Origin of the sequence: Bacillus sp. SIMBA_008, assembly GCF_046535495.1 — a bacterium.
In the GTDB taxonomy this organism is placed as follows: domain Bacteria; phylum Bacillota; class Bacilli; order Bacillales; family Bacillaceae; genus Bacillus; species Bacillus subtilis.
Map to the genome: position 1 here is coordinate 49,858 of NZ_JAWRWL010000001.1, position 14,086 is coordinate 63,943.

The following is a 14,086-nucleotide window of genomic DNA, read 5'->3' on the forward strand; positions in this document are numbered from 1 at the left end:
TGTGTTGACAGTACCGGAACATCCTTTTGGATTGATGGCAAAGGTATATCGAGATATTTTTCCGCTCGTTCATCAAGAGCTGGACATATGGAAGCAAAAATCAGAATCGATTCATAACAGTGAATTGAAAGCACAGGCAACCGCAAGTATTCGGGACAAAACGTTTCACTGTGAAGGCGGCGGCATACTGGCCTTATTGTCAGGCAGCCAAAAGCAGAAATGTGTCGAGTTTATCATCGCGTATCAAACGATTAGTGATTATTTGGACAATCTGTGTGACCGCAGCACCTCGCTGGACCCGCAGGATTTTCGGATGCTCCATGCCTCAATGCAGGACGCACTGACAGTTGGGGCGGAACTGCAAAACTATTATCAATTCAGGGAAGAACAGGATGACAGCGGATATTTGCATGAACTGGTCAAAACGTGCCAGCGTGTTCTCGGCTCCATTGAGCACTATGACATGATTAAACCTTATCTGCTTGAACTGTGCGGCTATTATTGCGATTTGCAGGTGCATAAGCACGTTATTGAGCATGAGCGTGTTCCGCGGCTTGAAAAGTGGTTTACTCAATATGAATCAGAGCTGCCTGAGATGGAATGGTATGAATTTTCAGCCTGTGCAGGCTCAACGTTAGGCATTTTCTGTCTGGTTGCGTATTCGTTCCAGCCTGATTTCACAGAAAGCACCGCTAAAAAAATCCGCGACAGTTATTTTCCTTACATACAGGGCCTTCATATTCTTCTTGATTATTTGATTGATCAAGAGGAGGACTTGCTGGAAGGAGACTTGAATTTCTGCTCGTATTATCAGTCTCATGAAGAGATGATGGACCGGCTTGAACACTTTATCCATAAAGCCGACGAGCATTTACAAGGCATTCCGCATGAAAACTTCCATCGTTTAATCAATCGCGGCTTGCTTGGCGTTTATTTGTCAGATGATAAAGTGGCGGGCCAAAAGGAAATGGGCCGGCTCGCAAAGAAGCTGATCAAAGCCAGCGGAAAAACCTCCCTTTTCTTTTATATCAACGGCAGAGCCTACCGGAAATTTCAAAAAATGTCCTGGATGAAAAACTCAAAGAAAAAAGCTCAAATCATTTGCTGATCTGAGCTTTTTTTCTCGATGGCGACAATAAATGGCGGGTCATTTTGCTGATTGATAAATCCGTATGTTAATACACGCGCTGTTTGCTGGTCCAAGTCCCGGCAAAACTCGAGCACGTCGTTTTTTTCAGCTTTGCCTTCCGGGTGGCCATGATAGACGACGAGAACAATTAGACCTTCGTCTTTCATGATGCTGAGAAGCTGTTCAATGGCTTTGATCGTAGAACTGCCGTTTGTCGTAATTGATTTGTCCCCGCCAGGCAAATAGCCGAGGTTAAATACCGCGGCCGCCACTTTGCCATGTGTTTCAGGCGGAAGGGATTCAGCGATTTTGTCATGGCTTTTGTGAAATAACGTTGTTCGCGCTTGATACATGTCACCGAGCCGTTCCTTTGTATTGGCCACGGCTGATTCTTGGATGTCGAATGCGTACACATGACCGTTTTCACCAACAAGCTCCGCTAAAAACTGTGTATCATGTCCGTTGCCCATTGTCGCATCTACGACAATATCTCCTTCTCCCGCGGCCATTTTCAGCAGTTCTTTGCTGTAAGGAAGAATTTTCTTCAAAATCATAGCGCTGATTCCTCCTCAAGCCGCTGAAAGAACTTTCCTTGATAGCTGCCTCGGTTTTCTAGCTCTTTATTAATGGCGCCAAGCACTTCCCATTTGTTGACGCTCCACATTGGCCCGATCATCAACTCAATCGGTCCGTCACCTGTAATGCGGTGGACGATCATTTCAGGCGGAATGATCTCAAGCTGATCGCACACGAGCTGCACATAATCATCTTGAGAAAGAAATTCCAGCTTTCCCTTTTCATATTGCTTGACCATCGGCGTGCCTTTCAGTAGGTGAAGCAGATGGATTTTAATGCCCTGGACATCCAAATCTGCGACGGCCTTTGCCGTTTCCATCATCATGTCCCGGTCTTCCAAAGGCAGCCCATTGATAATATGCGAGCAGACACGTATGCCGTGTTTTCTTAATTTATTGACGCCTTCCACATAGCAGTTAAAATCATGTGCGCGGTTGATCAGAAGTGCAGTCCGTTCATGAACTGTTTGAAGCCCAAGCTCCACCCACAAATAGGTGCGTTCATTCAGCTCTGCCAAGTAATCAACGACATCATCAGGCAGACAGTCCGGGCGTGTGGCGATCGAAATGCCGACCACATCATCTAAAGCGAGGACGGATTCGAATTTCTCACGAAGCACCTCAACCGGGGCGTGAGTGTTTGTGAAAGCCTGAAAATAAGCGATGTACTTGCCGTCCTTCCATTTTTCGTGCATGCGGTTTTTGATGTCATGGAATTGCGTAATTAAATCATCGGCCCGGTTCCCGGCAAAATCGCCGGAGCCTGCTGCGCTGCAAAACGTACAGCCTCCGTGGGCTACGGTGCCGTCCCGATTCGGACAGTCAAAACCGCCGTCAAGCGCTACTTTAAACACCTTATGGCCGAAATGTTCTCTGAGATGATAATTCAATGTATGATAGCGTTTTTCCGTATTTGAATAAGGAAAAGGATTGTTCTGCATCACAATTCATGTGCCTCCTTGCGTACGATTGCATCCTAAAATTGTAGCACGCATTTCACAAGAGAACAAATGAATATCGACCATAAATTACTTTATTGAATAAAGTCAGATGAGGCTACAATATGAATGATGGATGAATTCCATTACCAAGAGGAGGGGTTACTGTGGCAACAAGACAATCAGTAGATGAACATCTCCAGCAATGTATGCAGGCCTATGATTATGCTGAAGAACAGCTGAAAATCGCTTCTAAACAAGAGCATTATAACGATCAAGAATATAGTGATGCACAAATGCAGCTAGAAGATGCGGTAAATGCCTTGAATAAACTATGGCTGTCGTCAAATGATCAGCAGAGAGAACAGCTGTACAGAATGAGACTTCAGCTTCAATCTTTGCAAAATAATATGATCCTGCAGCACCCTCTTGATGTGTAGGAAAACGGACCCTTTTAAAAGGGTCCGTTTTTTTGTAAAAAAAGGATTGACTTTGTGAGTCAAAGTATTTATTGTATTAAGTGTACTAATTGAAGTAATACACTGTAGACACTAATATAAAATCATTTATATATTGACATTAAGGGAGGCAGTTATGAAACATAAAAAACGAAACAAACGTAACGTGCCAATGCTGATTGCGGCATCTGTGATCGCTTGTTCTTTTTTTCTTGTTCTCGTGATGATCGGTTTTGAATGGCAAAAAAGTATAATTGATCATTTTTATCTATAAAAGGTTCAGATCGTATAGAAAGTAGGGAAGTAAATGATTCAAATCGATCCAAGAAGCTCAACACCCATTTACGAACAAATTATTCAGCAAATGAAAGAGCTTTGTTTGAAAGGGATCATGAAGCCTGGTGATAAGCTTCCTTCTGTCAGAGAATTGGCAACGATCATTATTGCGAATCCGAACACTGTCAGCAAAGCGTATAAAGAACTTGAGCGAGAGGGGATTATTGAGACGCTGCGGGGCAGAGGGACCTATATATCGGAGAATGCAAAAACGACACTGGTTGAAGGGAAGATGACGATGATTAAAGAGCAACTCAAACAGCTCATCATCGATGCACACTATGCAGGGGTTGAGCTGGAAAAACTGCACGAATGGATAAAGGAAATCAGCGCTGATGTGAAGGGAGGCAAAAAAAATGATTGAACTGCGGCAGCTGTCAAAAGCGATTGACGGCAATCAAGTATTAAAAGATGTTTCATTAACAATCGAAAAAGGAGAAATCTTTGGATTGCTTGGACGCAATGGATCGGGCAAAACGACGATGCTTCGCTTAATCCAGCAAATCATTTTCGCTGACAGCGGAACGATTTTATTTGACGGCGTAGAAATCAAAAAGCACCCGAAAGTCAAACAAAATATCATCTACATGCCTGTTCAAAATCCGTTTTACGATAAGTATACATACAAGCAGTTAGTCGATATTTTGAGAAGAATATATCCGAAATTTGATGTCACGTACGCGAATGAGCTGATGAACAGATACGAAATTCCGGAAACGAAAAAATACCGTGAGCTGTCGACAGGCTTAAAAAAGCAGCTATCGCTCGTTCTGTCGTTTGCGGCGAGACCGGCGCTGATCCTCCTTGATGAGCCGACGGATGGTATTGATGCGGTAACTAGACATGATGTGCTGCAGCTGATGGTCGATGAAGTGGCAGAGCGTGATACGAGTATCCTGATTACGTCCCACCGGCTTGAAGACATAGAGCGGATGTGCAACCGAATTGGCTTTCTTGAAGATAACAGGCTGACCAACGTCATGGATCTTGATGAATTAAAAGAAGAATACATCAAAATACAAATGGCGTTTGACACAGATGTCAATCTGGCCATCAGAGAGCAAAACATTCCGATGCTCGATCAGGCCGGCGTGTTTTACACAGTGCTGATTCCGAAAAGCGATGAGGAGAAAAAGAGCTTTTTGAGAGAGCTGAAGCCAAAAGTATGGAATGAGCTTCCTGTCAACCTGGAAGAAGTGTTCATTGCGAAGTTTGGAGGGAAGCGGAGATGGTAGACCGAGGTCTCCTCTATCGAGAGTGGAAGCAGAATCAAGTGGTGATTTTGTTAAGTATCGCGTTTTTAGTGCTGGCAAATCCGCTTTCTATCGTTAATACGTATTTGTCTTATCAAGGATGTCTTGATCGCCAAGACCCGCAATATTGTGATTTTATTGTGAATTATTCCATAAGCAATCTGATAGATCTCAACTGGGTGCCGGGTGTCATTTTGGCGGTCTGCTTCCTAGGAATGGAACGTTCGAAAGGCACGATGGATTTTATATTAAGCCTTCCATATAACAGAAGCCAAATTTTCCAGACGAAATTTTGGTTAGGCGGTTTTGTGATTGTGCTGTCGCAATTGATTGGCTTTTTACTCGCATGGCTGCTGATTGTTGTCTATAACCCTGAACACGTCTACTTTTTTGAGCACAGCAGCGTTGGAGTAATTGTGATTAGTTTTATGGCTTTTTCACTGGTGATGGCCGCCGGAGCGTTAACTGGAAATGCTTTTGCCCAGCTGTTAACGGCGTTTTCTGCAGCTATATTGCCGTATTTAATTATTGCATTGCCGGTTGGAAACCTTGAAGTTGTTTTTGGTGTGAGTATATGGGAAATGTTCCCTTCCCCTGAGAGTTATTTCTCTCTGGCAAGCAATTTATCGAACCTAGTACCGATTAGTTACGTTGTAAATGAATGGATGACTAACAGTAAATATCTTTTATTGATTCCAGCCGTAATGAGCATTCTATTTTACTTGATTGGTTTGATAAGCTTCAAAAAGCATCCAAGTGAACGAAACGGACACTTTTTCTTATGGAACAGATTAGACCGTCCGGTGCAAATTCTGGTTATGGCTTTCGGCATCCTTGGATTTGGTTTATTTGGATACTATACCGGACATTCCATTATTGGTTATATTTTGGGTATGATCATTGGGGCAGTGGCTGGATTCTTTGTGAGCTACTTCTCTATTTATAAGAAAACAAAAGTGTAAGAAATGCCTTAGGTTTGGAGGGAAGTGAGTTGCCGGATTCCGGACTGCTTTACAAAGAGTGGCGGCAGAATAAAGTCGCCTTAGTTATCACCATTTTGGTTTTTATATTAGGTAATCCATTATCAATTTTAAATATGTATCTCATCTATCAAGGCTGTGTCACTGGAAAAGAAAATTGGGTCGGCCCCTGCGTATTCAGCGTTGATTATTTAAACAGCTCATTTATCTCATTGTTTTGGATTTGGGGAGTCGTTTTGGCGGTCAGCCAGCTAGGGATTGAACGAAGCAAGGGCTTTTTTGATTTTACATTAAGCCTTCCTTATACACGAGGGCAGATATTTAACGCGAAGTTCTTTACTAGCGGAATGGTGATTGTGATCCCGCAGCTCATCGGTTATGTTTTATCTGTTTTACTGATTTTGTTTTTGAAGCCTGATCAGGCCGTTTATTTTCACAATTACAGCTTGGGAATGATTATTGTTAGCATGCTGGCTTATTCTTTGGTTATGGCCGGAGGAGCTTTGACAGGCAATAGTTTCGCACAGCTTCTAGTCTCATTTACCGTAGCGATTTCGCCGTTTTTACTCATCAGCCTGCCTGCGATCAACCTGGAGATCCTTTTTGGCGGATCAATCGATTTTATCCATGGTCCAGTACCCAAATGGGTGCAGTATTTCATTCCGATAATTTATATAGACTCGAAATGGGCTGAGAATTCACCATATTATTTAGTGATTCCGGCTATCATGACTATCATCTTCTACATCATCGGCTATATTAGTTTTGTCAAACTATCTAATGAAAGAAACGGGTACTTCTTCTTATGGAAGCCGCTTGACCGTCCGGTGCAGATGATCGTGATTATCATAGGAATCATGGGCTTCGGCTACTTTGGATTTTCTGCCAGCGAAAGCTTTGCAGGCTATCTCATTGGCATGGCTGCCGGCGCGGTAATCGGTTTCTTGATTAGTTATTTTGCGATTTATAAAAAAATGAAACTTTTGTAAGGGAGAGAGAACATATGATAGATGTTCAGCATATCGACCATTCTTTCACGATCGGAAAAAAGGGCCGTGAGAATGAAGTTCCAGTATTGAAGGATGTTTCATTACGTGTGGCGAAAGGTGAGATCGCCTGTATTGTCGGGCGAAGTGGCTCAGGGAAATCAACGCTTTTGAATTTGATTTCCGGCTACATATCGCCGACAAAAGGGCGGATTGTCATTAATGGCACTGATGTTACGGGGTTTAATGAAAAGGAATGGGCGCAATTTCGGCTTGATCATTTCGGGTTTATTTTCCAAAGCTTTCAGCTCATTCCGGGCTTAACGACGTATGAGAATGTGGAAATGCCGCTGGCGTTAAAAGGAATCAAGCCCTCTGAGCGGAAGCAAAAGGTGCAGGACATGCTGAAACGCGTCGGTCTGGAAAACCACGCCGCTCATTATCCGAATGAACTGTCAGGCGGCCAGCAGCAGCGTGTCAGTATTGCTCGAGCGTTGATTTTAAATCCTTCGATTATCTTAGCGGATGAGCCGACGGGAAGCATTGATTCAGAAACGGAACATGAAGTGCTGGAATTGATCCAGCAGCTGAATCGTGAGCGTGGCATTACATTTGTGATCATTACTCACGATGATGAAGTCGCTTCTATCGGACATTCAAAATTTCAGCTTCATGATGGTGTGCTAAAAGGAGGAATTACCGTTGAGGTTTAAGGATCAGGTTCATTTTATCAGAAGAAATATGAAGAAAAACAGACTTCGCGTCTTTATGACGATTCTTGCGACAACAATGGCGTGTGCGTTTTTGGTTGTGCTGTCGTCCGTTGGATTTGGGATTCAAAAGACAATTACAGATATGACAATGAGCCAGCAGATTGTAACGAAAGTCAGTGTAATGGGCAAGGAAGGAGACAAGCCTATTAAAAAAGCTGATTTAGAGAAGTATGATCACGTAAGGTCAGTTGTAGAAAGAACGCAAGTGTATGAACCAAACAAAGCTACTTTAGGCAATCGTACAAATGAAAGCTCAAATCTCATTTTTACTAATATGAATGATGAATTAAAGGCCAATATGGAATTGGAAAAGGGAAGAGTCGCAAAGTCAGAAAATGAAATCGTAGTAGGATACGACTTCGCAAAGAGATTATTGACGAAAAAAGAATCGGAAGAATATAACAAAAAAATCGAAGAAGCAAAAGGAAATCCAGAAGATATAAAAGAACCAAAGGGCTATACGAAAGATATTCTGAACAAAACAATAGAACTAAGTGTATCGAAGACAGATCCTAAAACAGGGGATGTTACAAAAACAAAAGCATATGACTTTAAAATTGTCGGTATTACAAAAAAACCATCTCAAGACTGGATGGAGGACTCAAACATTTTTATCAGTGATCAATTCAAAAAAGATTTTTCGGAATTCTTAGACTTCAAAGGCGGAAATGTTGAAACGAACATTGGTGTTTTTGCTGATAAGTTTGAGAATGTGGAACAGCTGACAAATGATCTAACAGATGACGGGTACTATGTCACATCAGTGACTACCGAACTTGAGGGAGCCAATACCTTCTTCATGGTCTTCAAAATCGGACTGATCTTTGTCGGATGTATCGCAGTTATCATTTCAGCGATCGGCATTTTTAACACGATGACGATGGCGGTGACAGAGAGAACGCAAGAGATCGGCATTATGAAAGCGATTGGGGCGAGCCCGTCAATCATTCGCCGAATGTTCTTGATGGAAAGCGCGTATATCGGAATTTTAGGCTGTGTGATTGGGATTATCATTTCTTATGGCGTGAGCTACCTTGTCAACCTGGCCGTTCCGATGATTCTTGCGGCTACAAGCGGAAGCGATGCGGGCGACTTGAATTACACATTCTCCTACATCCCGGCGAGTCTTGTGATCATTGCCGTTGTGATTTGCGGAGGGGTCGCAGTCATTTCCGGAATGAACCCGGCGAGAAAAGCAACAAAAACCAACGTGCTGACAGCGTTGAGAAGAGAACTATAATGCGAACGAGCCGGCTGAGACAGCCGGCTTTTTCTATAGCACATGATAGCGTTTTGCTATACACTTGATAAAAAAGGAAAAAGTGCGGTGAATTGATTGTTTAAACTTTTGCTGATTGAAGATGATGAATCGCTGTTTCATGAAATCAAGGATCGTTTAACGGGATGGTCCTATGATGTATACGGCATTCAGGATTTCAGTCAGGTGCTGCAGGAATTTGCGGCGGTTAATCCTGATTGTGTCATTATTGATGTACAGCTGCCTAAATTTGACGGCTTTCATTGGTGCCGGCAGATCCGCTCCCGGTCAAATGTTCCGATTCTCTTTTTATCCTCCCGGGATCATCCTGCTGATATGGTGATGTCCATGCAGCTCGGGGCAGATGACTTTATCCAAAAGCCATTTCATTTTGATGTGCTGATTGCGAAAATCCAAGCGATGTTCCGGCGTGTGCACCATTATAATACGGAGCCGAGTACGATTAAAACGTGGTGCGGCGCTGCTGTAGACGCGGAGCAGAACCTCGTCAGCAATGACAAAGGATCTGTTGAACTGACCAAAAATGAGATGTTCATTCTTAAACAACTAATAGAGCAAAAAAACAAGATCGTCAGCCGTGAAGAGCTGATCAGAAGCTTGTGGAACGATGAGCGTTTTGTTAGTGATAATACGCTGACCGTCAATGTCAATCGCCTGCGAAAAAAACTGGACGTCCTGCAGCTTGGCGCATATATCGAGACAAAGGTGGGCCAGGGCTACATCGCGAAGGAAGAGGACAAGTTTTATGATTAAAGCATTCCTTATCGAAAGGCGGAGCTGGATTGCCGCGTTTTTGTTTCAGCAGGCTTTGATGCTGTTCATTGCTTTTGTCGATCCTTCCATATCATTCGGGAATGTACTTTATATGGTGTATTTGTGCATCTTGTTTTTTATCATATTCCTTTGGTTCCGCTATCGGAAAGAAACAGCGTTTTATAAAAGCTTGAAAACATGGGAGAACAATCTCGATGTGACAGCCATAAATGAACCGGAAACGCCGTTTGAAGCAATGGTTGAAAGAAGCATTGCCGGGCAAACAGAACACTTGAAGCAGACCGCAGCACGGCATCGCTTAGCATTGGAAAATGAAAAAGATGAGCTGATGGCATGGATCCATGAGGTCAAAACTCCATTAACAGCGATGCATTTAATCATTGATAGAATGGAAGAAAAAGCACTGAAATCCCAGCTGTCCTATGAATGGCTGCGTATTCACCTGCTTCTTGATCAGCAGCTTCATCAAAAACGCATTTCATTTATTGAAAACGACCTGTCAGTAGAATTCATTCAGCTTCAGCCTTTGATCTTTAAAGAAATCAAAGATTTACAATCGTGGTGTATCCAAAAAGGGATCGGTTTTGACATACAGCTCGATGCCAAAGAAGTGCTGAGCGATGCAAAATGGCTGGCGTTTATCATCAGGCAGCTGCTGACAAACGCGGTGAAATACAGCGAAGCCTCTGAAATCGAGATCAAAAGCTTTCAAAAAGGGGAACAGACGCAGCTCCAAGTGAAAGACTGTGGCAGGGGCATTGATCCAAAAGATGTACCGCGTATTTTTGATAAAGGGTTTACATCCACAACGGATCACCATGATCAAGCGTCAACTGGCATGGGCCTGTACTTGGCAAAAAAAGCAGCTGCGCCGTTATTGATCCTTATTGATGTTGAGTCGGAGTTCGGTGCGGGGACAGTTTTTACATTAACCTTTCCAATACGGAATCAATTTGAACATGTCATAAGCGTGTGACGAAAATGTCACATGCTTTTCTTTTTTGTTCGCCGTATCGAAGGAAAAGCCCGGCATTCCTTTTTATAATGAGATTATCCAATATAAAGGAGACTGCGTAAATGGTGATTTTAGAAGCGAATAAAATTCGAAAAAGTTATGGAAACAAGCTGAATAAACAGGAAGTGCTGAAGGGCATCGATATTCACATTGAAAAGGGCGAATTCGTCAGTATTATGGGTGCTTCCGGGTCGGGAAAAACCACTTTGCTCAACGTTCTGTCCTCAATCGATCAGGTCAGTCACGGAACCATTCATATTAATGGAAATGACATGACGGCTATGAAGGAAAAGCAGCTGGCTGAATTTAGAAAACAGCATTTAGGCTTTATCTTTCAGGATTACAATTTGTTAGACACATTGACAGTGAAAGAGAATATCCTTCTGCCTTTATCGATCACGAAACTATCAAAAAAGGAAGCCAATCGCAAGTTTGAGGAAGTTGCAAAGGAACTGGGAATATATGAATTGCGGGATAAGTACCCGAATGAAATTTCCGGCGGCCAGAAGCAGAGAACATCCGCCGGAAGAGCGTTTATTCATGACCCGAGCATTATTTTCGCTGATGAACCGACCGGCGCGCTGGATTCGAAATCGGCCTCTGATCTATTAAATAAGCTGAGCCAGCTCAATCAAAAACGAAACGCCACGATTATTATGGTTACCCATGATCCCGTCGCTGCCAGCTACTGCGGCAGAGTCATTTTTATTAAGGACGGGCAAATGTATACACAGCTGAATAAAGGGGGCCAGGACAGGCAGACGTTTTTCCAGGATATTATGAAAACGCAAGGCGTGTTAGGCGGGGTGCAGCATGAACATTAATCAGCTCATCCTGCGAAATTTGAAAAAGAATCTTCGTAATTACTATCTGTATGTGTTTGCGCTCATCTTTAGCGTGGCGCTTTATTTCGCCTTTGTCACGCTGCAGTATGACCCAGCAATTAACGAAGTGAAGGCTTCGATCAAGGGAGCCGCGGCTATTAAAACCGCTTCGATTTTGCTTGTGGCTGTTGTGGCGATCTTCATTTTATATGCCAATACGATTTTTATTAAGAGACGGAGTAAAGAAATCGGGCTGTTTCAATTGATTGGAATGACGAAGCATAAAATTTTTCGCATCTTAAGTGCAGAAAATGTCATGCTGTATTTCGGTTCATTAGCGATCGGGGTAGCGGCCGGGTTTTCGATATCGAAGCTTGTCTTGATGATTCTGTTCAAAATTGTCGATGTCAAAGCGGATGCGAAACTGCATTTTTCTGAGCAGGCCTTGGTCCAAACGGTCATTGTGTTCTGCGGCATTTACCTTTTGATCATGATCATGAATTATACGTTTATCAAAAAACAGAGTATTTTATCTTTGTTTAAAGTAACGTCCTCCACTGAAGACAAAGTAAAGAAAATATCATTTTTCCAAATGATAATCGGCGCTTTAGGCATCGTGTTGATTTTGACAGGATACTATGTGTCTTCTGAGCTGTTTGGCGGAAAATTTAAGACCATTAATGAACTGTTTGTTGCGATGAGCTTCATTCTGGGGAGCGTCATTATCGGGACGTTTTTGTTTTATAAAGGATCAGTTACGTTTATCTCGAATATCATTCGAAAAAGCAAGGGCGGCTATTTAAATATTTCTGAGGTCCTGTCACTGTCATCAATCATGTTCAGAATGAAATCGAATGCGCTGCTGCTGACGATTATTACAACCGTTTCAGCACTTGCGATCGGGCTGTTATCTCTTGCATATATCTCGTATTACTCGTCAGAAAAGACCGCTGAACAAAATGTAGCGGCTGATTTTTCATTCATGAATGAGAAAGATGCCAAGTTATTTGAAAACAGATTGAGGGAAAGCAACATCTCGTTTGTAAAAAAGGCAACACCTGTCCTGCAAGCAAATGTTGACATTGCAAATATCATGGATGGAACTCCGAAAGAGATGCAGGGCGATCCCAGCAATATGCAGCTTGCTGTTGTTAGCGACAAAGATGTAAAAGGAGTCGATGTGGCGGCTGGAGAAGCCGTTTTCTCAGGATACACCGACTTGCTGCAAAAAATAATGGTTTTCAAGGACTCTGGTGTTATTAAAATAAAAAGCAAACATGAGACGCAGCCATTAAAATATAAAGGATTAAGAGAAGAGTTTCTTGTATCCTACACGTTTACAAGCGGGGGCATGCCCGCTGTCATTGTGGATGACAGCCTGTTTCAACAGCTGAACAAGGATAAGGACCCCCGCATTCAGCTGGCGCAATCTACCTTTATCGGCGTCAATGTGAAACATGACGATCAAATGGAAAAAGCAAATGAGCTTTTTCAACAGGTGAACAAGAAAAACGAGCATTTATCAAGACTGGATACAAGCGCTGCGCAAAAATCACTGTTTGGTATGGTGATGTTCATCGTCGGCTTCTTAGGGTTAACGTTCCTGATTACATCAGGTTGTATCCTTTACTTTAAACAAATGGGTGAAAGTGAAGATGAAAAACCGAGCTATACGATTTTAAGAAAACTCGGTTTTACGCAGGGCGACCTGATAAAGGGAATACGCATCAAACAAATGTACAACTTCGGCATTCCGCTCGTTGTCGGCCTCTTCCACAGTTACTTTGCCGTCCAATCCGGTTGGTTCTTATTTGGATCAGAGGTGTGGACGCCTATGATTATGGTGATGGTATTATATACTGCGCTCTATTCCATTTTTGGTTTTCTGTCAGTTCTTTATTATAAGAAGGTCATTAAATCGTCGTTGTGAAACAGAAAAAGCTCCAGACATTCTGGAGCTTTTTGTTTATCGTTTTGGCGCCCTATAACCGGCGGCTTCAGCTTCTTCAACTGAGCAAAACATTTCAGCCGGATCGGTTGTCTGGTCATAGTATGTACTGCCTGGCGTGTGGTAGATGCCGTTTTTGCTTCCTTTGATATTACAGCCTTCTGCTTTGTCAGCTGTTTTGGTTTCATCACTTTTACTCGTATTGTTTGAAGAACTTCCAGTGTCTTCATGAGAACTGGCGGTTTGGCTTTCCGTCTCTTTTAATTGATTTTCAAGCTTTGTTTTATCTTGTCGGAGTGTTTCATTTTCAGCCTTTGCCGTTTTTGCATCTTCTTTGAGCTGCTTTTGATTTTCTTGAAGCTCTTTAATCTCAGCTTTTAATGATTTCTGAGTCTTTTTTAGATCGCTATTTTCGTTTTTAAGCTTCTCAAGCTTGTCTTGATCTTCTTTGTTGTCTTTTAATTTCTTTGCTTCAGAGCTGACAGATTTATATTCTTTCTCAAGTTCTTCGTGTTCTTTTGTGAGGTTTTTATATTCGGCGTTTAGCGCTGAATATTTTTTCTCGGCATTTGCTGCGGCAGTGTCAGGTTCTGCCAATGCTGCTCCGGTAAAGAGCAGCACAAGGCCTCCAATGAAAAGCGGCCAAAAAAGTCTCTTTGAGAAACGTTTTTCCTTTTTCAGTACATATCTGACAAGGTAATATAATCCATAGCCCAGTGCAATGAGACATGCCAGAAAACCTAAGAATGCTAATACCATTTCCATAATATGACCCCTTTTTCTATTTATTTTACATTTTTCAAACAATATTTGTTAGA

16 protein-coding genes are annotated in these 14,086 nt (G+C 42.5%); 13 read left to right on the top strand and 3 right to left on the bottom strand.

Annotation, left to right across the window (positions count from 1 at the left end):
* The first annotated feature begins 4 nt into the window (after positions 1–4).
* Positions 5–1,108 (top strand): tetraprenyl-beta-curcumene synthase, encoded by a 1,104-nt coding sequence (gene tbcS, locus SB658_RS00280; protein WP_004399076.1) that lies wholly within the window; start codon positions 5–7, stop codon positions 1,106–1,108.
* On the opposite strand, the gene mnmM is transcribed toward tbcS, so the two are convergent.
* Together mnmM and mnmL are read right to left on the bottom strand one after the other, a co-directional pair.
* A complete protein-coding gene (mnmM, locus tag SB658_RS00285; protein ID WP_041851123.1) occupies positions 1,093–1,683 on the bottom strand; it encodes a tRNA 5-(aminomethyl)-2-thiouridylate-methyltransferase MnmM in 591 nt (196 codons plus the stop codon). The two genes, tbcS and mnmM, sit on opposite strands and share 16 nt — an antisense overlap.
* Positions 1,680–2,648 (bottom strand): tRNA modification radical SAM protein MnmL/YtqA, encoded by a 969-nt coding sequence (gene mnmL, locus SB658_RS00290; protein ID WP_024572829.1) that lies wholly within the window; start codon positions 2,646–2,648, stop codon positions 1,680–1,682. Before mnmL ends, mnmM begins: the two co-directional genes overlap by 4 nt.
* A 161-nt stretch (positions 2,649–2,809) precedes the next feature.
* Between mnmL and SB658_RS00295 the strand changes: the two genes are divergently transcribed.
* The 12 genes from SB658_RS00295 (at position 2,810) to bceB (ending at position 13,250) form a co-directional block, all read left to right on the top strand.
* Complete coding sequence (locus tag SB658_RS00295; protein ID WP_003229117.1) at positions 2,810–3,082, top strand: YtzC family protein; 273 nt, start codon at positions 2,810–2,812, stop codon at positions 3,080–3,082.
* A gap of 154 nt (positions 3,083–3,236) precedes the next feature.
* Entirely contained in the window at positions 3,237–3,374 is a 138-nt protein-coding gene (locus SB658_RS00300; RefSeq protein ID WP_003229119.1) for a hypothetical protein, read from the top strand.
* Positions 3,375–3,407: 33 nt separating this feature from the next.
* On the top strand, positions 3,408–3,800 hold the full coding sequence (gene ytrA, locus SB658_RS00305) for a GntR family transcriptional regulator YtrA (RefSeq protein WP_003229121.1): 393 nt from the start codon (positions 3,408–3,410) through the stop codon (positions 3,798–3,800).
* Positions 3,793–4,671 (top strand): ABC transporter ATP-binding protein YtrB, encoded by an 879-nt coding sequence (gene ytrB, locus SB658_RS00310; protein ID WP_003229123.1) that lies wholly within the window; start codon positions 3,793–3,795, stop codon positions 4,669–4,671. Before ytrA ends, ytrB begins: the two co-directional genes overlap by 8 nt.
* The gene (ytrC, locus tag SB658_RS00315) at positions 4,665–5,651 is read left to right on the top strand and encodes an ABC transporter permease YtrC (RefSeq protein WP_015483589.1); all 987 of its coding nucleotides are present in this window, start codon (positions 4,665–4,667) and stop codon (positions 5,649–5,651) included. The genes ytrB and ytrC overlap by 7 nt, the downstream gene beginning before the upstream one ends.
* Before the next feature lie 29 nt (positions 5,652–5,680).
* Complete coding sequence (gene ytrD / locus SB658_RS00320) at positions 5,681–6,658, top strand: ABC transporter permease YtrD (RefSeq protein ID WP_041851122.1); 978 nt, start codon at positions 5,681–5,683, stop codon at positions 6,656–6,658.
* A gap of 14 nt (positions 6,659–6,672) precedes the next feature.
* Entirely contained in the window at positions 6,673–7,368 is a 696-nt protein-coding gene (gene ytrE, locus SB658_RS00325) for an ABC transporter ATP-binding protein YtrE (RefSeq protein ID WP_144500632.1), read from the top strand.
* Entirely contained in the window at positions 7,358–8,668 is a 1,311-nt protein-coding gene (ytrF, locus tag SB658_RS00330; protein WP_021480351.1) for an ABC transporter permease YtrF, read from the top strand. The genes ytrE and ytrF overlap by 11 nt, the downstream gene beginning before the upstream one ends.
* Positions 8,669–8,764: 96 nt before the next feature.
* Positions 8,765–9,460, top strand: coding sequence for a two-component response regulator BceR (gene bceR / locus SB658_RS00335; protein ID WP_070547660.1), 696 nt, complete (start codon positions 8,765–8,767; stop codon positions 9,458–9,460).
* The gene (bceS, locus tag SB658_RS00340) at positions 9,453–10,457 is read left to right on the top strand and encodes a two-component sensor histidine kinase BceS (RefSeq protein WP_015384427.1); all 1,005 of its coding nucleotides are present in this window, start codon (positions 9,453–9,455) and stop codon (positions 10,455–10,457) included. The genes bceR and bceS overlap by 8 nt, the downstream gene beginning before the upstream one ends.
* Positions 10,458–10,558: 101 nt before the next feature.
* The gene (gene bceA / locus SB658_RS00345) at positions 10,559–11,320 is read left to right on the top strand and encodes a bacitracin ABC transporter ATP-binding protein BceA (protein ID WP_003229137.1); all 762 of its coding nucleotides are present in this window, start codon (positions 10,559–10,561) and stop codon (positions 11,318–11,320) included.
* A complete protein-coding gene (gene bceB, locus SB658_RS00350) occupies positions 11,310–13,250 on the top strand; it encodes a bacitracin ABC transporter permease BceB (protein ID WP_106611039.1) in 1,941 nt (646 codons plus the stop codon). Before bceA ends, bceB begins: the two co-directional genes overlap by 11 nt.
* Before the next feature lie 36 nt (positions 13,251–13,286).
* On the opposite strand, the gene SB658_RS00355 is transcribed toward bceB, so the two are convergent.
* A complete protein-coding gene (locus tag SB658_RS00355) occupies positions 13,287–14,033 on the bottom strand; it encodes an LMBR1 domain-containing protein (protein WP_106611040.1) in 747 nt (248 codons plus the stop codon).
* Positions 14,034–14,086: the final 53 nt, after the last annotated feature.

Coding starts and splice junctions, on each gene's coding strand:
- mnmM (WP_041851123.1), bottom strand. CDS start 1,683: ATGATTTTGAAGAAAATTCTTCCTTACAGCAAAGAACTGCTGAAAATG.
- ytrA (WP_003229121.1), top strand. CDS start 3,408: ATGATTCAAATCGATCCAAGAAGCTCAACACCCATTTACGAACAAATT.
- ytrC (WP_015483589.1), top strand. CDS start 4,665: ATGGTAGACCGAGGTCTCCTCTATCGAGAGTGGAAGCAGAATCAAGTG.
- SB658_RS00300 (WP_003229119.1), top strand. CDS start 3,237: ATGAAACATAAAAAACGAAACAAACGTAACGTGCCAATGCTGATTGCG.
- ytrB (WP_003229123.1), top strand. CDS start 3,793: ATGATTGAACTGCGGCAGCTGTCAAAAGCGATTGACGGCAATCAAGTA.
- bceS (WP_015384427.1), top strand. CDS start 9,453: ATGATTAAAGCATTCCTTATCGAAAGGCGGAGCTGGATTGCCGCGTTT.
- bceB (WP_106611039.1), top strand. CDS start 11,310: ATGAACATTAATCAGCTCATCCTGCGAAATTTGAAAAAGAATCTTCGT.
- bceA (WP_003229137.1), top strand. CDS start 10,559: ATGGTGATTTTAGAAGCGAATAAAATTCGAAAAAGTTATGGAAACAAG.
- ytrE (WP_144500632.1), top strand. CDS start 6,673: ATGATAGATGTTCAGCATATCGACCATTCTTTCACGATCGGAAAAAAG.
- SB658_RS00355 (WP_106611040.1), bottom strand. CDS start 14,033: ATGGAAATGGTATTAGCATTCTTAGGTTTTCTGGCATGTCTCATTGCA.